17 protein-coding genes and 1 other RNA gene are annotated in these 21,905 nt (G+C 64.7%); 9 read left to right on the top strand and 9 right to left on the bottom strand.

The window, feature by feature from the left end; all coding sequences use genetic code 11:
• Nucleotides 1-16 precede the first annotated feature (16 nt).
• Entirely contained in the window at nt 17-1,348 is a 1,332-nt protein-coding gene (locus M1D87_RS23015) for a DEAD/DEAH box helicase (protein WP_015271916.1), read from the top strand.
• A gap of 116 nt (nt 1,349-1,464) precedes the next feature.
• On the opposite strand, the gene M1D87_RS23010 is transcribed toward M1D87_RS23015, so the two are convergent.
• From M1D87_RS23010 to pmrG, 3 genes are all read right to left on the bottom strand, one after another.
• On the bottom strand, nt 1,465-2,706 hold the full coding sequence (locus M1D87_RS23010) for a TIGR03862 family flavoprotein (protein WP_123083946.1): 1,242 nt from the start codon (nt 2,704-2,706) through the stop codon (nt 1,465-1,467).
• Nucleotides 2,707-2,854: 148 nt separating this feature from the next.
• A complete protein-coding gene (locus tag M1D87_RS23005; protein WP_015271914.1) occupies nt 2,855-3,769 on the bottom strand; it encodes a histone deacetylase family protein in 915 nt (304 codons plus the stop codon).
• Nucleotides 3,770-4,008: 239 nt separating this feature from the next.
• Entirely contained in the window at nt 4,009-4,695 is a 687-nt protein-coding gene (gene pmrG / locus M1D87_RS23000) for a lipopolysaccharide core heptose(II)-phosphate phosphatase PmrG (protein ID WP_015271913.1), read from the bottom strand.
• Nucleotides 4,696-4,874: 179 nt separating this feature from the next.
• Here pmrG and M1D87_RS22995 point away from each other — a divergent pair, with 179 nt between their 5' ends.
• The 4 genes from M1D87_RS22995 (at nt 4,875) to M1D87_RS22980 (ending at nt 8,223) form a co-directional block, all read left to right on the top strand.
• Nucleotides 4,875-5,444, top strand: coding sequence for a GNAT family N-acetyltransferase (locus M1D87_RS22995; RefSeq protein WP_013974316.1), 570 nt, complete (start codon nt 4,875-4,877; stop codon nt 5,442-5,444).
• Nucleotides 5,445-5,591: 147 nt separating this feature from the next.
• Complete coding sequence (gene tesB, locus M1D87_RS22990) at nt 5,592-6,461, top strand: acyl-CoA thioesterase II (RefSeq protein WP_123083945.1); 870 nt, start codon at nt 5,592-5,594, stop codon at nt 6,459-6,461.
• A complete protein-coding gene (locus M1D87_RS22985; RefSeq protein ID WP_013974314.1) occupies nt 6,458-7,048 on the top strand; it encodes an HAD family hydrolase in 591 nt (196 codons plus the stop codon). Before tesB ends, M1D87_RS22985 begins: the two co-directional genes overlap by 4 nt.
• A 164-nt stretch (nt 7,049-7,212) precedes the next feature.
• Nucleotides 7,213-8,223, top strand: coding sequence for a zinc-dependent alcohol dehydrogenase family protein (locus M1D87_RS22980; protein WP_421091553.1), 1,011 nt, complete (start codon nt 7,213-7,215; stop codon nt 8,221-8,223).
• Nucleotides 8,224-8,370: 147 nt separating this feature from the next.
• On the opposite strand, the gene M1D87_RS22975 is transcribed toward M1D87_RS22980, so the two are convergent.
• Nucleotides 8,371-9,078 (bottom strand): FadR/GntR family transcriptional regulator, encoded by a 708-nt coding sequence (locus tag M1D87_RS22975; protein WP_015271910.1) that lies wholly within the window; start codon nt 9,076-9,078, stop codon nt 8,371-8,373.
• A gap of 261 nt (nt 9,079-9,339) precedes the next feature.
• On the opposite strand from M1D87_RS22975, the gene M1D87_RS22970 reads away from it, so the two are divergent.
• From M1D87_RS22970 to gabP, 3 genes are all read left to right on the top strand, one after another.
• Nucleotides 9,340-10,692 carry an MFS transporter gene (locus M1D87_RS22970; protein WP_123083943.1) on the top strand — a complete coding sequence of 451 codons (1,353 nt, stop codon included), beginning with the start codon at nt 9,340-9,342 and terminating at the stop codon, nt 10,690-10,692.
• 19 nt (nt 10,693-10,711) lie between these two features.
• A complete protein-coding gene (gene gudD, locus M1D87_RS22965; RefSeq protein WP_123083942.1) occupies nt 10,712-12,058 on the top strand; it encodes a glucarate dehydratase in 1,347 nt (448 codons plus the stop codon).
• Nucleotides 12,059-12,476: 418 nt separating this feature from the next.
• Complete coding sequence (gabP, locus tag M1D87_RS22960; protein WP_003258117.1) at nt 12,477-13,868, top strand: GABA permease; 1,392 nt, start codon at nt 12,477-12,479, stop codon at nt 13,866-13,868.
• A 57-nt stretch (nt 13,869-13,925) separates the two neighbouring features.
• On the opposite strand, the gene M1D87_RS22955 is transcribed toward gabP, so the two are convergent.
• Complete coding sequence (locus M1D87_RS22955) at nt 13,926-14,789, bottom strand: LysR family transcriptional regulator (protein WP_123083941.1); 864 nt, start codon at nt 14,787-14,789, stop codon at nt 13,926-13,928.
• Between the two features lie 203 nt (nt 14,790-14,992).
• Between M1D87_RS22955 and M1D87_RS22950 the strand changes: the two genes are divergently transcribed.
• A complete protein-coding gene (locus tag M1D87_RS22950; protein WP_123083940.1) occupies nt 14,993-16,531 on the top strand; it encodes an MFS transporter in 1,539 nt (512 codons plus the stop codon).
• 229 nt (nt 16,532-16,760) lie between these two features.
• Here the strand turns inward: M1D87_RS22950 and ssrA are convergent.
• From ssrA to lldD, 4 genes are all read right to left on the bottom strand, one after another.
• Nucleotides 16,761-17,155: a transfer-messenger RNA gene (gene ssrA / locus M1D87_RS22945) on the bottom strand.
• A 99-nt stretch (nt 17,156-17,254) separates the two neighbouring features.
• Entirely contained in the window at nt 17,255-17,551 is a 297-nt protein-coding gene (locus tag M1D87_RS22940) for a hypothetical protein (protein WP_013974305.1), read from the bottom strand.
• 287 nt (nt 17,552-17,838) lie between these two features.
• Entirely contained in the window at nt 17,839-20,649 is a 2,811-nt protein-coding gene (locus M1D87_RS22935) for an FAD-binding and (Fe-S)-binding domain-containing protein (protein ID WP_123083934.1), read from the bottom strand.
• Between the two features lie 75 nt (nt 20,650-20,724).
• On the bottom strand, nt 20,725-21,870 hold the full coding sequence (lldD, locus tag M1D87_RS22930; RefSeq protein ID WP_013974303.1) for an FMN-dependent L-lactate dehydrogenase LldD: 1,146 nt from the start codon (nt 21,868-21,870) through the stop codon (nt 20,725-20,727).
• Nucleotides 21,871-21,905: the final 35 nt, after the last annotated feature.

Genomic DNA, 21,905 nt, shown 5'->3' with positions numbered 1-21,905 from the left:
CCCTGACGGTATTGCCATGAATTTCGCCAAACTCGGCCTGATCGAACCGTTGCTGCGCACCCTGCAGCAACTGGACTACACCACCCCGACCCCGGTGCAGGCCAAGGCCATCCCCGCCGTGCTGGCCGGCCGCGACCTGATGGCCGCGGCCCAGACCGGCACCGGCAAGACCGCGGGCTTTGCCCTGCCTGTGCTGCAGCGCCTGGCGCTGGAAGGCGAAAAGGTGGCCAGCAACTCGATCCGCGCGCTGGTGCTGGTGCCCACTCGTGAGCTGGCCGAGCAGGTGCACAACAACGTGCGCGAGTACGCCGAGAACCTGCCGCTGAGCACCTACGCGGTGTATGGCGGGGTCAGCATCAACCCGCAGATGATGCGCCTGCGCCGTGGCGTCGACCTGCTGGTGGCCACCCCGGGGCGCTTGCTCGACCTGTTCCGGCAGAACGCCGTGAAGTTCAACCAGGTGCAGACCCTGGTGCTGGACGAAGCCGACCGCATGCTCGACCTGGGCTTTGCCGAAGAGCTGCAGTCGGTGTACGCCGCGCTGCCACGCAAGCGCCAGACGTTGCTGTTCTCCGCCACTTTTTCCGAGCAGATCCGCATGCTGGCGGGGCTGGCCCTGAACGACCCGCTGAGCATCGAAGTCAGCCCGCGCAATGCCACGGCCACCAGCGTCAAGCAGTGGCTGGTGCCTGTGGATAAAAAACGCAAGGTCGACCTGTTCTGCCACCTGCTGCGCAAGCAGCGCTGGAAGCAGGTGCTGGTGTTCGCCAAGACCCGTAATGGCGTCGATCAACTGGTGGAGCGCTTGCTGGCCGAGGGTGTGAATGCCGACGGTATCCACGGTGACCGCCCGCAGGCCACTCGCCAGCGCGCGCTGGACAGCTTCAAGGCCCGCGAAATCCAGGTGCTTGTGGCGACCGATGTGGCGGCCCGCGGCCTGGATATCGATGACTTGCCGCTGGTGGTCAACCTTGACCTGCCGATCGTTGCCGAGGATTACGTGCACCGCATCGGGCGTACCGGGCGGGCGGGCAACAAGGGCGAGGCGATCTCGCTGGTGTGTGCCGATGAAGTGCAGCTGCTGGCGGCGATCGAAGTGCTGACCCGGCAGACCCTGCCGCGTCATGAAGAGCCGGACTTCATCCCTGACCACCGGGTGCCGATGACCGACGCCAGTGGCCAGGTGATCAAGAAGCCGAAGAAGCCCAAGAAGCCGAAGGAAAACAGCGCCAAGCGCGGCTTGGGGCGCTGGATGGACAGTGCTGAATCAGGCAGTGCGGAGCCGGCGGTGAAGGCGGTGCGCAAGGTGCCGAGCTTCAATGGTGGGGCGCGCAAGCGTAAGCCGTAGATTTGCAGTGAACGCGGACTCTGTGGGAGCGGGTTTACCCGCGAAGAATGCGACTCGGTGCATGGCACGGGCTTCGCCCGTGTTCGCGGGTAAACCCGCTCCCACAGGGGACAGTGTCAACCTTTGGATTTAAGCCAATCCGCCGCCGCCCGCCCGGCGCGCAAGCCGCTGGCAAAGCACGCTGTCAGCAGATACCCCCCAGTCGGCGCCTCCCAGTCCAGCATCTCGCCGGCACAGAACACCCCCGGCATGCCCTTGACCATCAAGCCTTCATCCAGCCCCTCGAAACGCACCCCACCCGCGCTGCTGATCGCTTCATCCAGCGGCCGCGTGCGTACCAGTGTTATCGGCAAGGCCTTGATCGCTTTCGCCAAGGCATCAGGGTTGGCAAAGGTCGACTGATCGGTCAGCTCGCGCAACAGCGCCGCCTTGACCCCATCGATACCCAGCTGGCTGTGCAGGTGCTTGGCCATGGAGCGCGAACCCCGTGGTTTGGCCAGCGCCTGGGCAATCTTGTCCACAGGCTTGTCCGGCACCAGGTCGAGCAGCAACACCCCGTGGCCCTCACGGTTGATGGCCTCGCGCACCGGCGCTGACCATGCATACACCAGGCTGCCTTCCACACCCTGCGCGGTGAGGATGAACTCGCCCTTGCGCGGCACGCTGCCGGGAACGCTAAGGGCAATGTTCTTCAACGGCGCACCGGCGAACTTGTCCTTGAGCAGCGCGCTCCAGCCTGCCACTTCAAAACCGCAGTTGCTGGGCTGCAAGGGCGAGATATCCACAGCCCGTTCGGCCAGCAGCGGCTGCCAACTACCGTCCGAGCCCAGTCGCGCCCAGCTGCCGCCACCCAGCGCCAGCACCACCACGGCGGCCTTCACCAGCCGCTCGCCTTGTGGATAAGCAATCCGCAATGCACCCTCGGCATTCCAGCCCAACCAGCGGTGACGGGTGTGGATAACTACTCCGCTGTCGCGCAGGCGCTTGAGCCAGGCGCGCAGTAGTGGCGCGGCTTTCATGTCGGTGGGGAACACCCGGCCCGAGGTGCCGACGAAGGTTTCGATGCCCAGGCCGTGAATCCACTGGCGCAAGGCGTCGGCATCGAAGTCGTGCAGCAGCGCGGCGATTTCGCCCTGGCGCTCGGCATACCGGCTGACGAACGCCGGGTAGGGCTCGGAATGGGTGATGTTCATGCCACCGACACCCGCCAGCAGGAACTTGCGACCCACCGAAGGCATGGCATCGAACACCTCGACCGCCAGGCCCGCCTGGGCCAGTGCTTCGGCGGCCATCAGGCCGGCTGGGCCGCCGCCGATGACGACTGCGAGGGGAGGGGAGGCGGGGCTCAGATCAGGCATGGTGGGCAGCAGGCTGTGGAAAAGAGGCGCATTCTAGCGCAGCGCGGCCTGTGGAAGCACTGCTCAAAAAATGATCAGAGCTTTGCAGGCCTTGCCTGTAAAGGGCTGCAGCGCCTTTCCCGCAGGTTATCCACAAGCGGTTCCACAGTCATTGTGAACAACCGATGACGCGTGCCGCGCTGTGATGAAGGATGCCATGGCGCCTGGCCAGGGCTGCGCGGTCCTTGCTGTAGCCACCGCCGATCACGCCCACCACCGGGATGTCGCGGCCCAGGCAGTGGCGCAGCACCGCTTCGTCACGGGCGGCAACGCCTGCATCGGTCAGTTGCAGATAGCCCAGGGCGTCGTCCTTGTGCACATCGACCCCGGCGTCGTACAGCACCAGGTCGGGTCGATAGAGTGGCAGCAGGTAGTTGAGGGCGTCGTCCACCACCTTCAGGTAGGCCATGTCGCCCATGCCGCGGGGCAGGGGGATGTCCCAATCGCTTTGCGCCTTGCGCGCCGGGAAGTTCTGTTCGCAGTGCAGCGAGACGGTGATGGCGTCTGGTGTGTCGTGCAGGATGCGCGCGGTGCCGTCACCCTGATGCACATCGCAGTCGAAGATCAGCACCCGGTGTACCCGGCCAGCCTCCAGCAGGTAGCGGCTGATCACGGCGAGGTCGTTGAAGATGCAAAAGCCGGCAGGGTGGTCGTAATGGGCGTGGTGGGTGCCGCCGGCAAGGTGGCAGGCGATGCCGTGCTGCAGCGCCATCTCGGCGCTCAGCAGGGAGCCGCCTACGGCGCGCACGGTACGCCGGGCCAGGGCCTCGCTCCAGGGCAGGCCGAGGCGGCGCTGGTCCTCGCGTGACAGGTCGCCGTTCATGTAGCGCTCGATGTAGCTGCGGTCGTGGGCCAGGGCGAGGATGTCGTTGGGACAGATGTCCGGGCGCAGCAGGGCTTGGTCTGTGGTCAGCCCGCTGTCGATCAAGTGGTCGTGCAGCAGGCGGAACTTGTCCATGGGGAAGCGGTGTTCGGCAGGGAACTCCGGGCTGTAGTCTTCGTGGTAGATCAGCGGCAACGGCATGGGTGGGGTCGCAATCGGGGCCAGTGCTGATCTTGCCATGGCTGGAGACTGCTGTGGGAGAACCTGCCAGGCATCAATCTCCTGGCCAGCACCGGCCTTTGTAGGAGCGGCCTCGCGTCGCGAAAGGGCTGCGCAGCAGCCCCGGGGTATCAGCGCAAATGCACAAATTGCCGGGCCTGCTACGCAGCCCTTTCGCGACGCAAGGCCGCTCCTACAGGGCGTGTATGCCACGAGGGGCGTTATTTCGTGGTACTGGCCAGCACCCGCTGCCAGTCCGGCTCGTTCAGGCGGCCGAGGATGCGTGTCTTGCCATTGCCATCCACCGAAACGAACAGCGCACTGGCATAGCCGCTCTCACGCTCGCCCCCCGCAACTTTCTGCTGGCGGGCAAAATGGTCGATGCAGCCGTTGTGGGTCACCAGCACCAGGTTATGCCCCGGTCGTTTGTGTGCCAGCGCTTCGCTGGCGAACTGGCTGTCACAGCTTTCCAGCCAGCCCTCACTGGCCACCGCCTGGCCAAGGATGAAATGCGCGGTTTGCCGTGTGCGCAGTTTCGGGCTGCTGAGCATATCGGCGTTGTTAAGGCCCAGCTGGTGCATCCCTTGGCCAACACGCCCGGCAGCCTGGCTGCCGGCCACGGTTATGCCGGTGGGGTCGTCCAGGCACGGGCCGGGGGCGCTGTCGCAGCGCTCGGCGTGGCGGATCATCACGATCACCGCACCGTCGGCCCAGTCCTGCAGCAGGCCGCTGTCACTCAATTGTCGTTCGTTGCCAAGGTCCACGATGTGCGTCCTCGTCGCCAGCCAGGTGCTCAACGCCGCCACGACCATGCACAGGCCAAGGGCGGCACCGAGGGCTTTGCGGGTCAGGCGTCGCTTGCGCCGGGCGTGGATGGCAGGGTGTCCAAGGGTGTTGCTCGATAGCATGCGTTGCTCCGTTGGCATGGTCGCGGCTGGCGCGGCGGTGTTGGCTGGCATCCTGCCAACTGGCCTGTCGGGGGGCGGTGAAGGGCGTGTGAAAATTGCATTCGGGCGCGCCGGTTGGGTGAAACCTGCACCCGCGCCTACGCTGTAAACTGCAAGACGGTAAAACCGGAGCACGCCCGATGACCCCTATCCTGCAACTGGAAAGCGCGCGGCTGGTACTGCGCCAATGGCACGACGACGACCTGCGCGAGTTCGCCGCCCTGTGTGCCGACCCGCAGGTGATGCGCTACTTCCCGGCGCCGCTGACACGCCTGGAGGCAGCCGCGCTGATCGGCCGCGTGCGCGGGCATTTCAATGAGTACGGCTTTGGTCTGTGGGCTCTAGAGCGCAAGGACAGTGGTGCCTTCATCGGCATGACCGGGTTGCTGCACGTGGGCTTCGATGCCGATTTTGCGCCGGCGGTGGAGATCGGCTGGCGCCTGGCACGCCGCCACTGGGGCCTGGGTTTCGCCAGCGAGGCGGCGTGGACATGCCTGCGCTGTGCTTTCGCCCAATTGCGCCTGGAGGAAGTGGTGTCGTTCACTAGCGAGAGCAACCTGCCCTCGCAGAAGGTCATGCAGGCCATCGGTATGCAGCAGGACCTGAATGGCAGTTTCGAACACCCGCGCCTGCCCGTGGGCCATCCGCTGCGCCCGCATGTGCTGTACCGCATCGATCGCGCTCACTGGGAGCGTACCCTGCGCGCCTGAATGCATGGCCATGCCCGGCGCGAATGACAAACCCTGTATCATTCCCCTAATGGAGGGCGCTTGCCGCAAGATGTTCAGCGCCTATGAGATCGAGCGCCGCCTGGGCGGTGCATCGCGAGCAAGACTCGCTCCTACGGAGAACCCCCGATGAGTCATGTGTTGGACAACCTGGTCGACCTGTTGAGCCTCGAGTCCATCGAGGAGAACCTGTTCCGTGGCCGCAGCCAGGACCTGGGCTTTCGCCAGCTGTACGGCGGGCAGGTGCTGGGCCAATCGTTGTCGGCGGCCAGCCAGACGGTCGAGGATGCACGCCATGTGCATTCGTTGCACGGCTACTTCCTGCGCCCTGGCGATGCCAGCCTGCCGGTGGTGTATTCGGTGGACCGCGTGCGCGATGGCGGCAGCTTCAGCACCCGGCGGGTGACTGCGATTCAGAAGGGCCAGCCGATCTTCACCTGCAGCGCCTCGTTCCAGTACGACGAGGACGGTTTCGAGCACCAGGCGCAGATGCCCGATGTGGTCGGCCCGGAGAACCTGCCCACTGAAGTCGAGCTGGCCCGGGCCATGGCTGACCAGTTGCCCGAGCGCATTCGCGACAAGGTGCTGTGCGCCAAGCCGATCGAGATTCGCCCGGTCACCGAGCGCGACCCATTCAACCCCCAGGCTGGCGACCCGGTGAAGTACGCCTGGTTCCGCGCCGACGGCAACCTGCCCGATATCCCCGCCCTGCACAAATACCTGCTGGCTTACGCCTCGGACTTCGGCCTGCTGACCACTTCGTTGCTGCCCCATGGCAAATCGGTGTGGCAGCGTGACATGCAGATCGCCAGCCTCGACCATTCGCTGTGGTTCCATGGCAACCTGCGTGCCGACGAGTGGCTGCTGTATGCCACCGACAGCCCCTGGGCGGGCAATGCCCGTGGCTTCTGCCGCGGCAGCATTTTCAACCAGGCCGGGCAACTGGTGGCGTCGTCGTGCCAGGAAGGCCTGATTCGCCATCGCAAGGACTGGGCATGAGCCTGGGCGAGGTGCGCAACTGGGTGTTCGACATGGACGGCACCCTGACCGTGGCCGTGCACGATTTTGCCGCCATCCGCGTAGCGCTGGATATCCCGGCCGAGCACGACATCCTCACCCACCTGGCAGCCTTGCCGGCGGACGAGGCGGCGGCCAAGCATGCCTGGCTGCTGGAGCACGAGCGTGACCTGGCGATTGCTTCCACGGCGGCCACCGGGGCGGTGGAACTGGTGCGCGAACTGGCCCAGCGTGGTTGCCGGCTGGGCATTCTGACCCGCAATGCCCGTGAGTTGGCGCATGTGACGCTGGAGGCCATCGGCCTGGCGGACTGCTTCCCGGTGGAGCACATTCTGGGGCGTGACGAAGCGGCGCCCAAGCCAAGCCCGGATGGGCTGCTGAAGATTGCCAATGCCTGGGGTGTGACACCGGGTGAGCTGGTGATGGTGGGGGATTACCGGTTTGACCTGGACTGTGGGCGTGCCGCAGGGGCGCGCACGGTGCTGGTGAACCTGCCGGACAATCCGTGGCCGGAACTGGTGGATTGGCATGCGGCCGATTGCCGGGCATTGAAGGTGATGCTGGGCTGAGTTTTTGTGTCGCCTGTGCGGGCCTCTTCGCGGGTAAACCCGCTCCCACAGGGACCGCGCCGAGCTCAAGTCCAGCACTCAACCTGTGGGAGCGGGTTCACCCGCGAAGAGGCCGGACCTGTCTATGCTGAACCCCAATCTATTCCCTGAACGGAGACCTACCCATGACCAGCAAGGCCATCTACGTAAAACCCGGCGGCGGCTACGACAAGGTCGAGGTCGGTACCAGCGAGGCTCTCGCACCCCAGGCCGGCGAAATCACCGTGCGCCTGCACGCCAGCTCTCTCAACTACCACGATTTCGCCGTTGTCAGCGGCATGTGGGGCCCGAGCGAGCGGCGCATCCCCATGGCCGATGGCGCTGGCGAAGTGGTCGCGGTGGGGAGCGGCGTCACCGAGTTCCAGGTCGGCGACAATGTGGTCAGTACCTTCTTCCCCGACTGGCTCGACGGCCAGGCAAATGTGGAAGGCTTCGCCAAGGTGCCCGGCGACGGTATCGATGGTTACGCCCGTGAACAGGTCACTGCTCGTGCCAGCGCCTTCACCTTGGCGCCCAAGGGCTTCAGCCATGCCGAAGCTTCCACTCTGACCACGGCAGGTCTCACGGCCTGGCGCGCGCTGATGTGCGACGACCACCTCAAGCCCGGCGATACGGTGCTGGTGCAGGGCACCGGCGGTGTGTCGATCTTCGCCCTGCAGTTTGCCAAGCTGGCCGGCGCGACGGTGATCGCCACCTCGTCCAGCGATGCCAAGCTGGAGCGCCTGAAGGCCCTGGGTGCCGACCATCTGATCAACTACAAGAGCACTCCGGCGTGGGGTGAGAAAGTGCGCGAGCTGACCGGCAACCGCGGCGTCGATCATGTGATCGAAGTGGGTGGCCCGGCGACGCTGGAGCAATCGATGATCGCCGCGCGCATTGGTGGGCATGTGTCGTTGATCGGCATCCTCACCGGCGTGGCCGGGCAATTGCCGCTGGTGCAGGCGCTGGTGCGGCAGATACGCCTGCAAGGCGTGCTGGTGGGCAGCCGCGCCCAACAGCAGGCGATGGTGCGGGCGATCGCTGCCAACGGCCTGCGGCCGGTGGTGGACAAGCATTTCGAGCTGGAGCAGATCGTCGAGGCGTTCCGTTATCAGGAGAGCAACCGGCATTTCGGCAAGATCTGCCTGACCTGGTAACAGGGCCTGATGCGGTTCTCTTTGTAGGAGCGGCCTTGTGTCGCGAAAGGGCCGCAAAGCGGCCCCCGGCCTGCAATTCTGTAGCTGAAATCGAGGGGCTGCTGTGCAGCCCTTCGCGACACAAGGCCGCTCCTACAGGGGATCGTGTCAGGCCTGTTCGGGCAGTAGTCGGTCGCGGCTATTGGACAGGTGCAGGCACACCGCTGCCCGCGCCGCGTCCGGGTCCTGCCGGCGGATGGCATTGAGGATCGCCTCATGCTCGAGGTTGGCCAGGTACGCCTGCCGCGCCAGCTTCGCCCCGCTGCGTTCGGCCAGGGCCATGCGGTTGCGCGGGATCAGGCCGTTGCCTAGCTGCAACAGCATTTCAGTGAAGTACAGGTTGCCAGTGGCCTCGGCAATCAACAGGTGAAAGCGCCGGTCGGCCTCGATGCAGCTGTCGCCAGCGGCGGCCAGGTCCTGGTAGTCATCCAGCGCCTGGCGCATGCGCCTCAGGTGCCCCTCGTCACGGCGTAGCGCGGCCAAGGCGGCAGCCTGGCCTTCCAGGCCGATGCGCAGCTCCAGCAGGTCGCGCACATTCGCCGCGCTTTCCGCAGCGATGCGCAGGCCGGCCTGGGCCTGGCGCTCCATCACGAACGTACCGATACCGTGGCGTGGCTCCACCAGCCCCGAAGCCTGCAATTTCGACAGGGCCTCGCGGACCACGGTGCGGCTGACCCCATGCTCGCGCACCAGGCTGTTCTCCGAGGGCAACTTGTCGCCTGGCTTGAAGGTGCCCAGCAAGATCTGTTGAGTCAGGCTGGAGACCAGGTCATGGGCACGGCTGTGGCCGCGTTTGTGGGCTTGTTCGGTGGCCATGTTGTGATCCGATTGTTGTTGTGCTTGTACGACAAGTTAATCGATATAAATATTTTTTGCCGATTTTTCCTGTGGTCAAGTCAGCGAGTAGTTTGTCTATTTTTGCAAGATCGACGCATATAGGCTTTGCGGTAGCTTGTATTTTGTGATTTTACCGATGTTGCTGATCTTGTCGTACAACTGCGCTGCGCATATGCTCCTCCCCACTGCCATGTCAGACAACCTCGACCCGCACAAAAACAATTAGTGGGAGATCCGCAAGTGAACGATACCCTCGCTCCGTCTGCCCGGAATGAAGGCGACGCCCTGGCCAGCGCCGTGGCCAAGGTCAAGCGCCACGTCCTGCCGCTGTTCGTCATCATGTTCATCGTCAACTACCTGGACCGCGTCAACATCGGCTTCGTCCGCCCCCATCTGGAAAGCGACCTGGGCATCAGCGCCGCCGCCTATGGCTTTGGCGCCGGCCTGTTCTTCATCGGCTACGCGCTGTTCGAGGTGCCCTCGAACATGCTGCTGCAGAAGGTCGGCGCACGGTTGTGGCTGACCCGCATCATGTTCACCTGGGGGCTGGTGGCCACGGCCATGGCCTTCGTGCAGAACGAAACCCAGTTCTACGTGCTGCGCTTTCTGCTGGGCGTTGCCGAAGCGGGCTTCTTCCCCGGGGTGATCTACTACTTCACCCGCTGGTTGCCGGCCGCCGAGCGTGGCAAGGCGATTGCCATCTTCCTCAGCGGCTCGGCATTGGCGTCGCTGATTTCCGGGCCGCTGGCCGGCGCGCTGATGCAGATCCAGGGCCTGGGCATGCATGGCTGGCAGTGGATGCTGTTCATCGAAGGCATGGCCTCGGTGACGCTGTGCTTCTTCGTGTTCTTCTGGCTCGACTCCAGGCCGCAGGACGCCAAGTGGCTGAGCCAGGCCGAGCAGGAAGCACTGGTGGCCGCCATCGATCGCGAGCAACTTGAGCGCGAAGCGGTCGGCGCGGTCAGGCCATCGGCCTGGAGCCTGCTCAAGGACCGCCAGATCCTGCTGTTCTGCCTGATCTACTTCTGCATCCAGCTGACCATTTACGCCGCCACCTTCTGGCTGCCGAGCATCATCAAGCGCATGGGTGACCTCAGCGACCTGCAGGTCGGCTTCTTCAACTCGATCCCGTGGTTGATCTCGATCCTGGCCATGTATGCCTTCGCCGCCGGCTCGGCGCGCTGGAAGTTCCAGCAGGCCTGGGTCGCAGGTGCGCTGGTGATCGCTGCCATCGGCATGTTCATGTCCACCACGGGTGGGCCGGTGTTCGCCTTTGTCGCGGTGTGCTTCGCGGCGATCGGTTTCAAGTCGGCATCGTCGCTGTTCTGGCCGATCCCGCAGGGCTACCTGGATGCCCGCATCGCCGCAGCGGTGATCGCGTTGATCAACTCGGTCGGCAACCTTGGCGGCTTCGTCGCCCCCACCACCTTCGGCCTGCTGGAGCAGCAGACCGGTTCGATCCAGGGCGGCCTGTACGGCCTGGCGGTGACCTCGGTGCTGGCGGCCATTGCCATCTTCTTCGTACGCACTCGCCCAAAGGGCGTCCCTTCCGATGACCTCAAGGCCCCTTCGGCCCTGGGTCAGAGCCATTGATGATTGCGAGACAACAACCATGAACATGCAGACCCTTCACACCAGCACCCCCGTGGTCACTGATCTGCGCGTGATCCCCGTCGCCGGGCACGACAGCATGCTGCTCAACCTCAGCGGTGCCCATGGCCCGTTCTTCACCCGCAACGTGGTGGTGCTGCGTGACAGCGCCGGCAATACCGGGTTGGGCGAGGTGCCCGGCGGCGAGAAGATCCGCCAGACACTGGAGGACGCCCGCAGCCTGGTGGTCGGCCAGCCGATCGGCCATTACCAGCGCGTGCTCAATGCCATGCGCCAGACCTTCGCCAACCTTGACTCGGCTGGTCGCGGCCTGCAGACCTTCGACCTGCGCATCACCGTGCATGCGGTCACGGCCATCGAGTCGGCGCTGCTCGACCTGCTCGGCCAGCACCTGAACGTGCCGATGGCGGCACTGCTGGGCGAGGGGCAGCAGCGCGAGGCGGTGAAGATGCTCGGTTACCTGTTCTACATCGGCGACCGCCAGCAGACCGACCTGGCCTACCGCAACGAAGCCGATGCCGAGGACGACTGGTTCCGCCTGCGCCACGAAAAGGCCCTGACCCCGGACGCGGTGGTGCGCCTGGCCGAGGCCGCCGAGGCGCGCTATGGCTTCAGCGACTTCAAGCTCAAGGGCGGGGTGTTGCGCGGCGAGGAGGAGATGGAAGCGGTAACGGCGCTGGCCGAACGCTTCCCCGAAGCCCGCATCACCCTCGACCCGAATGGTGCCTGGTCATTGAAGGAGGCCATTGCCCTGTGCCGCGACAAGCACGATGTGCTGGCCTATGCCGAAGACCCGTGCGGTGCCGAGAACGGCTACTCGGGCCGTGAGGTGATGGCCGAGTTCCGCCGCGCCACCGGCCTGCCCACCGCCACCAACATGATCGCTACCGACTGGCGGCAGATGGGCCATGCGATCCAGTTGCAGTCGGTGGACATTCCGCTGGCCGACCCGCACTTCTGGACCTTGCAGGGTTCGGTACGGGTGGCGCAGATGTGCAACGACTGGGGGCTGACCTGGGGTTCGCATTCCAACAACCACTTCGATATCTCGCTGGCAATGTTCACCCAGGTGGCGGCTGCGGCGCCGGGGGAAATCACTGCGATCGACACCCACTGGATCTGGCAGGACGGCCAGCGCCTGACCCGCGAACCACTGCGCATCGTCGACGGGCATGTGCACGTGCCGGCGCGACCGGGGCTTGGGGTGGAGCTGGATGAAGACCAGCTGGCCAAGGCGCATGAGTGCTACCGCAACATGGGGTTGGGCGCGCGGGATGACAGCGTGGCAATGCAGTTCCTGATTCCGGGGTGGAGCTTCGATAACAAGCGGCCTTGCCTGGTGCGTTGAGGCTGCTGGCCTCTTCGCGGGCTTGCCCGCTCCCACAGGTACACCACAGGTTTGAGGGGGTGGAGTACCTGTGGGAGCGGGCGAGCCCGCGAAAGGGCCAGTACAGCCACAACACACCCAAATGAAAAACAAAAGCTCCAGACGGCCTGGTGACGGGATCGGGAATGCCATTCGCGACTTCTGACGTTAATGGGGATGCCCTGTCGTGATCGAACAGTTCCGGGGCGTTCTCGTGTAATTTCCCACAGCCCTGCGGGGCTTAAATGAAGCCCGACCTGCGCTGACACGTTGCTCTGTGACGCGTGCCAAATATCAACAACAGAGCGCGAGTAACGTGTCGACTTATTGATTTCAAAGGAGATATTTTCGCCTACACCTGCCCGTCCATCCTTGTGTCAGTAAAAAGAGAACAACATCAATGAACACCGTGGGATCTGATGGCAACCTTGCACAAGGTTTCAAGCCACGTCACGTAACGATGCTGTCCATCGCCGGCATCATCGGCGCCGGACTTTTCGTCGGCTCTGGCCACGCCATCGCGGCAGCCGGGCCAGCTACCATAATTTCCTATTTCGTGGCCGGGACCTTGGTGGTACTGGTCATGCGCATGCTCGGCGAAATGGCCGTGGCACACCCGGACACCGGATCGTTTTCCACCTACGCCGAGCAGGCCATCGGCCGCTGGGCCGGCTACACCATCGGTTGGCTGTACTGGTGGTTCTGGGTACTGGTAATCCCGATCGAAGCGCTGGCCGCCGGGCATGTGCTGAACGCCTGGTTCCCGCAGGTGGACAGCTGGATTTTTGCCCTGGCTTCGGTGCTGCTGCTGGCTGGTACCAACCTGTTCAGCGTGGCCAAGTACGGTGAGTTCGAGTTCTGGTTCGCCATTCTCAAAGTCACGGCCATTCTCGGTTTCATCGGCCTGGGTTTCGCCGCACTTATGGGCTGGCTGCCCAACCGCGAGGTCAGTGGCCTGAGCAGCTTGATGGCCGAGCACGGCGGCTTCGCGCCGAAGGGCTGGTCGGCCGTGGTGGGTGCGTTCATCACCGTGATGTTCAGCTTCATCGGCACCGAAGCGGTGACCATCGCCGCGTCCGAATCGAGCGACCCGTCGCGCAACATCGCCAAGGCCACTCGCTCGGTGATCTGGCGCATCAGTACCTTCTACATCCTGTCGATCTTCGTGATCATTTCGGTGGTGCCGTGGAACGACCCGCAGCTGGCGGTGGTGGGCTCTTACCAGCGTGCGCTGGAGATCATGAACATCCCCAACGCGGCCTTCATGGTCGACCTGGTGGTGCTGGTGGCAGTGACCAGCTGCATGAACTCTTCGATCTACATTGCCTCGCGGATGATGTACTCGCTGGCCAAGCGCGGTGACGCACCGGCCATGCTCAACAAGACCTCCAAGGTCGGCGTGCCACGCGCTGCGGTATTCGGCAGCACGTTGATCGGCGCGGCCATTGCCATCCTCAATTACTTCGCGCCGAAGGGTGTGTTCGAGTTCCTGCTGGCCAGCTCCGGTGCCATTGCCTTGCTGGTGTACATGGTCATCGCCATTTCGCAGCTGCGCATGCGTCGTCGCCTGGAGCGGGAAAACACCGAGCTGAAGTTCCGCATGTGGCTGTTCCCGTACCTGACCTGGGCGGTGATCCTGTTCATTGGCGGGGCACTGGCGGTCATGATGTTCACGCCTGAACACCGGGCAGAGGTGAGCTCGACATTGGGCCTGGCGATCGTGATTTCCTTCCTGGGGATCGTGACCACGCGGGGCAATGCGCAACCTGTGGGGGTGCGTTCGATGGGGTGATTGAGTTCACCTGGCGGTAGGGCAAAGGGCACCAGTGGATGGGTGCCCTTTGTTTTTTCAGCCTTTCATCATCTTGATGTATCTGATTGCCGCTGGCGCTTTCTCGAAGCGCCGGTAGATCAGGCTAAGCCACGAGCTGGCCTGGCAGTCGACAATACGCCGGTAGTGCACCTGCGGCAGGCTGATGCGCTGCACCACCGATTCCGGCACCACTGCGATGCCTTGGCCGAGTGACACCAGGGTGATCACTGCCACCAGGCTGCCCGGCTGAGGGCCGAGCCTCGGGACGAAACCACCTTGTGCGGCCACCTCCAGCGTGCCGGAGATCTGTTCGGGCAGGATGAAGGTTTCATTGGCCAGGCGCGAGGCCGGGATCTGCGGCACTTCATTTATCCGTGAGCTGGCGGGCAGGGCGAGGACGAACCCTTCCTGGTGCAAGGCGATGGCTTCGAGTTCCTCGGGCAGCTCCATCGGCGAGCGCACATAGGCAAGGTCAAGCAGGCCGTCGCGGACCATACCGGGCAGTTCGGCCATGGGCAGTTCGCGAATGTTCAGGCGTACGCCGGGGCAGGTTTCGCTGTAGCGGCCGACTTGCTGCTGGAGCATGCCCGAGTACGCGGCCGAAGCCACATAGCCCAGTTCGATGCGCCCGCTTTCGCCTCGAGCGGCCCGTTGCGCGCCCAGTTGTGCAGCATCGAACTGGCGCACGGCATGTTCGGCCTCGATCAAAAGCGCCTGGCCCGCTGCGGTGAGGTTGACCTCGCGCTGGTTGCGCTCGAACAGGCGCACGCCCAGTTCGCGCTCCATGTCCTGGATCTGCCGGCTGAGCGTGGGTGGGGCGATGCCCAGCTGTTCGGCGGCACGGGTGAAATGGCCGTGGCGGGCGACGCAGAGGAAGTAGCGGAAATGGCGGATTTCCATGGGTGTTACCTGCAGGGTAATGACGCGAGCCGCCGTGGCTAACAAGCCTGGGGGCTGGTGGCGTTATGGTGAGGCCAACACTACAAGGCTGGTGGCTTGGCGGCAAAGGCTGCCTGGGAATTGCAAGGGACCGCTTTGCGGTCCATCGCAGGCAAGGCAGCCCCGGCGATTTGACCAACCAGCCCTGCATCCGGAGCCTCACCATGCCCTCTGCGCGTTTCACCCTGCTCACCGCCTCCCTGGTCTGTGCCCTGATCATCCTCGACACCAACATCGTCGCGGTCAGCCTGCCCAGCATCGCCCGCGACCTGTCCGGCTCGTTTGCCGACATCGAATGGGTGGTCAGCGCCTACCTGCTGGCCTTTGCCGCCTGCCTGCTGCCCGCTGGCAGCCTGGCCGACCGCTTTGGCCGCCGCCGCATGCTGCTGCTCGGCCTGGCCCTGTTCGGCCTCGCCTCGCTGGCCTGTGGCGCGGCGCCCAACCTGCTGTTCCTCGACCTGGCCAGGGCAGCCAAGGGCGTTGGCGCGGCATTGCTGCTGACCTCGGCCCTGGCCGCGATCGGCAATCGCTTCCACCAACCCCAGGAACGCATGCGCGCCTGGGCCTTCTGGGGCGCCTGCATGGGCGCCACCATCACCTTTGCGCCGCTGCTGGGCGGGTTGATCGCCAGCACCCTTGGCTGGCGCTGGATCTTCTACATCAACTTGCCGTTGGTGGCAGTGCTCGCAGTGATGGTGCTGCGCAGTGTCGAAGAGTCCCGTGACAGCGCTGCGGCCCGGCTCGACCCATGGGGCAGCCTGACTTTCGCCGGCAGCCTGGGTTACCTGATCTGGGCAATGATCGATGCCAACCAGGTGGGCTGGGGCAGTGCGCAAACCCTGGGACGGCTGGTGATCAGCGCCTTCCTGTTCGGCCTGTTCGTCATGGTCGAGCGCAGCCAGGAACGGCCGATGATCGACCTGCGGCTGATGCGCAGCGGGCGCTTCGTTGGCGCCTTGCTGGGGATGTTTGCCTATGCTGCCTGCGCCCAGGTGATGATGACCCTGCTGCCGCTTTACTTGCAGAACGGCCTGCAGCTGTCGGCCCTGGCCGCAGGGGCGGGCATGCTGCCGTTTGCCGTGGCCATGCTGCTGACGCCACGCCTGGGCATGCGTCTGGCTGCACACTTGAGCCCGGCGCAGGTATTCGCGCTAGGCCTGGTTTTGGTCGGGGCGGGTAACCTGCTCTGTGCCTGGGCCACTCAGCAAGGCGGTTACGGTACATTCGCCCTGGCAAGCCTGGTGCTGGGTGCCGGTGCCGGGCTGCTGAATGGCGATACGCAGAAGAACATCATGGCTTGCGTACCGCGTGAGCGTACCGGCATGGCTTCGGGGTTGAGTACAACCACGCGGTTCGGGGCGATCGTGCTGGCCATCGGTGGGTTGGGTGGTGTGCTGGCTGCACGTAGTGGGCAGTTGCTGTATGAGGCCATGGCTGCCGTGGCGCCTGGGCAATCGGGCCAGGTTGCGGCGATGGCTATCCGGGTTGCCGCGGGTGATTTGCAGGCGGCGTTGGCGTTGCTTGAGCCCGGGTTGCGGGAAACGGTGGCACCCTTGGCCCGCCAGGCGTTCATCGGGGGCTTCGATGCCGTGTTGCAGGTCGCCGGTGTGGCGGCGCTGCTGTTTGCGGTGCTGGTCGGCGTGTTGCTGAGCCGGCCGCTGCCGGCCATGCCGGAAGTGTTGCTGGCTGAGAGGCAATCATGAAGCTGGCGGCGGGCATCACGACTTGGCGACTGGGGCGACCAGCGCTTGCTGTCACTCACGTGGTGGAAGCCGTGTTTGGGTTGAGAGACCGGTGAAGAGCAAACCGGCGCAGGGAGTATCTTTGGGAAACGCCCTATGCGGAAAAGCCTGATTCTGACTTTATGGGCTCGCACAACCCAAAATCCAGGCACAAAAAAAGACGCCCGAGGGCGTCTTCTTCTTTGGAATTTGGTGGAGCCGGGGGGATTTGAACCCCCGTCCGCCAGTACTCCGCTGTCGGTACTACATGCTTAGCCGTGTCTACTGAGTTAATCCGCAGCCGCCCGACGGGCAGGGTGCTTTGGACGAGTTGGGTAAGTTTTAGTCGCTTTGCCCCCAACGTGCTACACGACGATCCTGTTCTGTATGACAATCATTTCGGGTTTACAGGCATCCCCTGATGATTGCTGGAGCCGAAGCTACCAGAAGGTCGGGCTCGGCTGCTTACGCAGCGAGAGCGTACTCCGCCTCGAAGTTTTCGTCATTGGCAACTATAGAAAGTTGCAACAGTGGATTTACGAGTTCTGTTACCAACTCGGCATGCACCTAGAGTTTCGCTACCGGCGTCGAATCCTGATCGGCCCCACACTAGCTCTAAGCTAACGCACCTTACGGTACGTGAGGCTGAGTATACGCCATTGCGCGGGCGACGTCGACAGCCGGTCCGGTCGCCCGCTTTTGGGCTCACGCGCCGCTACCGCCGCCGCTGGTGCCGCTGCCTTTCTCCGTTTTTTCCAACCGCTCCAGGACTTTGCTGGTGATGGCGATGCATTCCTTGGTGTCCCCCGATGCCTGGGCAGCCTTGGCTTTGTCGACGTGCTCGGTGATGGCCTTGTCCAGGCCTTCGGAGGTAGCGCCGGCGGTGGCCATGCTGTCGTCGATCTTTTGCAGGTTGGCGGTGCAGAGGTCTTCGGCGGCGAATACCGGCGAAGCCAGCAGGGTGGCGGCCGCGAACAGGGCCGAAAGCGCGGTACCTTTCATGGGAGTCTCCTTCTGGGCCTCTGGAAGGTGGGCCTGTAAGGATGGACTGTAGAGGATTGGCGGGGGTTCAATCGGATGCTGGCGGGGGATGGCACCGGCTTTGCCGGTGTTCGCGGCTGAAGCCGCTCCTACAGGTACGGCGTGGGCCCAAAGCCGGCGCGGTCCCTGTGGGAGCGGGCATGCCCGCGAAGCAGGCTGCGCGGTGTATGGCACCGGCTGCGCCGGTGTTCGCGGGCTTGCCCGCTCCCACAGGGATTGCGGCAGCTATCAGGTTTTGCGTTAAACGGTCATATGCTACGCGGCCGAGTGACGCGGTCTACAAGGTAGACCAGCCCGTGGTAATCGATGCCACTATGGCTGGACAGGCCGATCTCGCAGGTGCGGCTGGTGGAGATGCCTTCGCTGCAATATTGCACCGCATCCTTCAGGCTGCGCAGCGAGTGGGCGTTGAGCTCGGGGGTGGTGAAGCCTTTGTCACCGGCAAAGCCGCAGCAATGTATGCCCTCCGGGATCACCACCTGTTTGCTGCACCGCCGCGCCAGGTCGATCAGCGCCTGGCTTTCGCCCAGGTGCTGGGTGCTGCAGGTCACATGCACGGCCACTGGTTCGTCCTGGGGGGTGAACTCCAGGCGCTCAAGCAGATGGGTGCGGATGAAGCGCACCGGGTCGTACAGGTCCAGCCGGGTGTCGCCCAGGTCCTGCACCAGGCGCAGGGTGCAGGGGCTTGTATCGCAGTAGATAGGGTCGAGGCCGCCGCGGCTGGCGTGCAGCAGGGCGGCAAGCAGTTCCTGGCGTTTGTGTTCGGCCTGCTCGGGGTAGCCCTTCGAGGCGAACGGTTGGCCGCAGCACAGGCTGTCGGCGTTGTCAGGGAACACCACCTGGTAGCCGGCTTTTTCCAGCAGGGCGCGGGTCTTGTCCAGCAGCGAACTCTGCTCGCGGTCGGCATAGGCCGGGCCCATCACCCGCGAGACGCAGGCAGCCAGGTACACCACGCGAGGGCGGGCGTCGTTGCTGGCCGGGCCGAAGTCCAGTGGGCGCAGTGGTTGTGGCATCGCCGGGGTCCACTTTGGCAGGCGGCCTTTGCTGGCTTTGTTCAGCGAGGCGCTCAGGCGGCCCAGGCGTGGGGCGCCGAGCAGCTTGCGTGCGGTATTGGCGGCGGTCAGGGTCAGGCGCGCGCCGCCCAGGGCGGTGTGGAAGTGATCGGCTAGCCAGTCGGCGGTTTTTTCGTGTTCGGCGGCCTGGCTGCGCAGTTTCTTCACCAGTTCGCCGGTGTTGATGCCGACCGGGCAGCGCTGGGCGCACAGGCCGGTGGCGGCGCAGGTGTCGATGCCCTGGTACTGGTAGGTCTGGCGCAGTTCGCGGGTGTCGATGCCGGCGCGCTGTTTGGCCTGGATGTCACGCCACATGACGATGCGCTGGCGTGGGCTGAGGGTCAGGCCTTTGGAAGGGCACACCGGTTCGCAGAAGCCGCACTCGATGCACTTGTCGACGATCTCGTCGGCAGCGGGCAGCGGCTTGAGGTTTTTCAGGTGGATGTCCGGGTCTCCACTGAGCACCACGTCAGGGTTGAGGATGCCGTTGGGGTCGAGCAGGCGCTTGAGCTTCCACATCAGTTGATAGGCGTCGTGGCCCCACTCCAGCTCCACGAACGGTGCCATGTTGCGCCCGGTGCCGTGCTCGGCCTTGAGCGAGCCGCCGAACTCCACCGCCACCAGTTGCGCCACGTCGTCCATGAAGGCCTGGTAGCGTGCGACTTCCTCGGCGCTGTTGAAACCCTGGGTGAAGACGAAGTGCAGGTTGCCTTCCAGGGCGTGGCCGAAAATGATCGCTTCATCGTAGCGATGCTTGTCGAACAGCTGGATCAGGCGGTTGACGCCTTCGGCCAGTTGCTCGATGGGGAAGGTGACGTCTTCGATGATGACGGTGGTGCCGGTCTGGCGTACGGCGCCGACGGCGGGGAAGGTGTCCTTGCGGATTTTCCACAGCTGGTTGTACACGGCGGGGTCTTCGCTGAAGTCCACCTGCTGTTCCAGTGGGAAGTCGGCGATCGAGGTCATCACCTGTTGCAGCTGTTCATGCAGCAGGCTCTGGCTGGCGGCACGGGACTCGATCAGCAGGGCGCAGGCGTTGTCCGACAGGCCTTTTACCCACAGTGGCATGCCGGGCATGTTCTGCACCGAGCGAAGGCTGCGGCGGTCGAGCAGTTCAACGGCAGAGACCGGCTGGCGCTTGAGCACGGTCACCGCGCGGCAGCAGCTTTCCACGCTGGGGAAAACCAGCAGTGCGCTGGCCTTGTGCGGGTGGTCGGGCACGGTGTCGTAGGTGACGGCACTGATGAAGCCCAGGGTACCTTCGGAGCCGACCAACAGGTGCTGCAGGATATCCAGTGGCTGGTCGTAGTCCACCAGTGCGTTCAGCGATAGGCCAGTGGTGTTCTTCAGCCGGTATTTGTGCCGGATGCGCTCGGCGAGTGCAGTGTTGGCGCGGGTCTCGCGGCCCAGGCGGGCCAGTGCTTCCAGCAGGCCGGCGTGGCTGGCCTCGAACGCGGCGACGCTGGCCGGGTCTTCGCTGTCCAGGCGCGTGCCGTCGGCCAGCACCAGGCGCAGGCCGGCCAGGGTGTGGTAGGTGTTCTGCGCGGTGCCGCAGCACATGCCGCTGGCGTTGTTGGCGACGATGCCGCCGATCTTGCAGGCGTTGATCGACGCCGGGTCGGGGCCGATCTTGCGCCCGAAGGGAGCCAGCCAGGCATTGGCCTGGGCGCCGATGACGCCGGGCTGCAAGCGGATCTGCTCGCCTTGGCCGCGGATTTCGCGGCCGTTCCAGTTATCGCCCAGCACGATCAGCACCGAGTCACTGATGGCCTGGCCGGACAGGCTGGTGCCGGCGGCGCGGAAGGTGACCGGCACCCGCTCGCGCTGGGCCAGTTTGATCAGGCCGACCACTTCGTCTTCTGACTCGACGCGCACCACCAGCTTGGGGATCAGCCGGTAGAAGCTGGCATCGGTGCCGAAGGCCAGGGTGGAGGTGGGGTCGTCGAAGCGGCGTTCGGCGGGGATCAGGCGCTCGGCATCACGCAGGAACGCGGCGGGCAGGCTCATGCAGTCTCCTCGCGGGGCCGTGGCGTCTGTGCGCCACATGCCCCGGGTCAATCAGGCGGTCGTTCTTGCGGGCGGTCAGGCGCCCAGTTCGCGTACCAGCGAGTCGCGGGTGATCTCGCTGATCGACTTGGCGCCGGTCAGCACCATCGCTACGCGCATTTCCTTTTCGAACAGCTCCAGCAGGTTTTTCACCCCGGCCTGGCCGTGCACGGCAAGGGCGTAGAGGAAGGCGCGGCCGATCAGTACGGTATCGGCGCCGAGGGCGATCATGCGCACCACGTCGAGGCCGCTGCGGATGCCGGAATCGGCGAGGATCTTCAGGTCACCTTTGACCGCATCGGCAATTGCCGGCAGGGCGCGGGCGCTGGACAGCACGCCGTCGAGCTGGCGGCCGCCGTGGTTGGACACGACGATGCCGTCGGCACCGAACCTGACCGCATCGCGGGCGTCATCGGCATCGAGAATGCCTTTGATGATCATCGGGCCGTCCCAGAACTCGCGGATCCACTCCAGGTCTTTCCAGGAGATCGACGGGTCGAAGTTGTTGGCCAGCCAGCCGATGTAGTCGGCAAGGCCGGTGGGGTTGCCACGGTAGGTGGAAATGTTGCCCAGGTCGTGTGGGCGCCCCATCACGCCGACATCCCATGCCCACTCGGGGTGGGTCATGGCTTGCAGCACGCGGCGCAGCGGGCCGTTCTTGCCGCTCATGCCAGAATGGGCGTCGCGGTAGCGGGCGCCGGGTGTCGGCATGTCGACAGTGAACACCAGGGTCTTGACCCCGGCAGCCTTGGCCCGCTCCAGGGCGTTGCGCATGAAGCCGCGGTCCTTGAGAACGTACAGCTGGAACCACATCGGCCGGTCGATGGCCGGGGCCACTTCTTCGATCGGGCACACCGACACCGTGGACATGGTGAACGGAATGCCGTGGGCCGCCGCCGCACGTGCCGCCTGCACTTCACCACGGCGGGCGTACATGCCGGTGAGGCCGACCGGGGCCAGGGCCACCGGCATGCTCAGGGTTTCGTCGAACAGCTTGGTCTGCAGGCTGAGCTCGGACATGTTCTTCAGCACGCGCTGACGCAGGGCAATGCTGGCCAGGTCCGAGACGTTGTGGCGCAGGGTGTGCTCGGCGTAGGCGCCGCCGTCGGCATAGTGGAACAGGAAGGGAGGCAGCTTGCGTTGGGCCGCGGCGCGATAGTCGGTAGAGGCAGAAATGATCATGGATTCTCGCAGCGTTGCGTGTGGGATCGCCGGGC

The organism is Pseudomonas sp. SA233 (genome assembly GCF_054792385.1).
The sequence above is the reverse complement of the archived record's forward strand: the minus strand, read 5'-3'. Positions and strand labels throughout refer to the sequence as shown.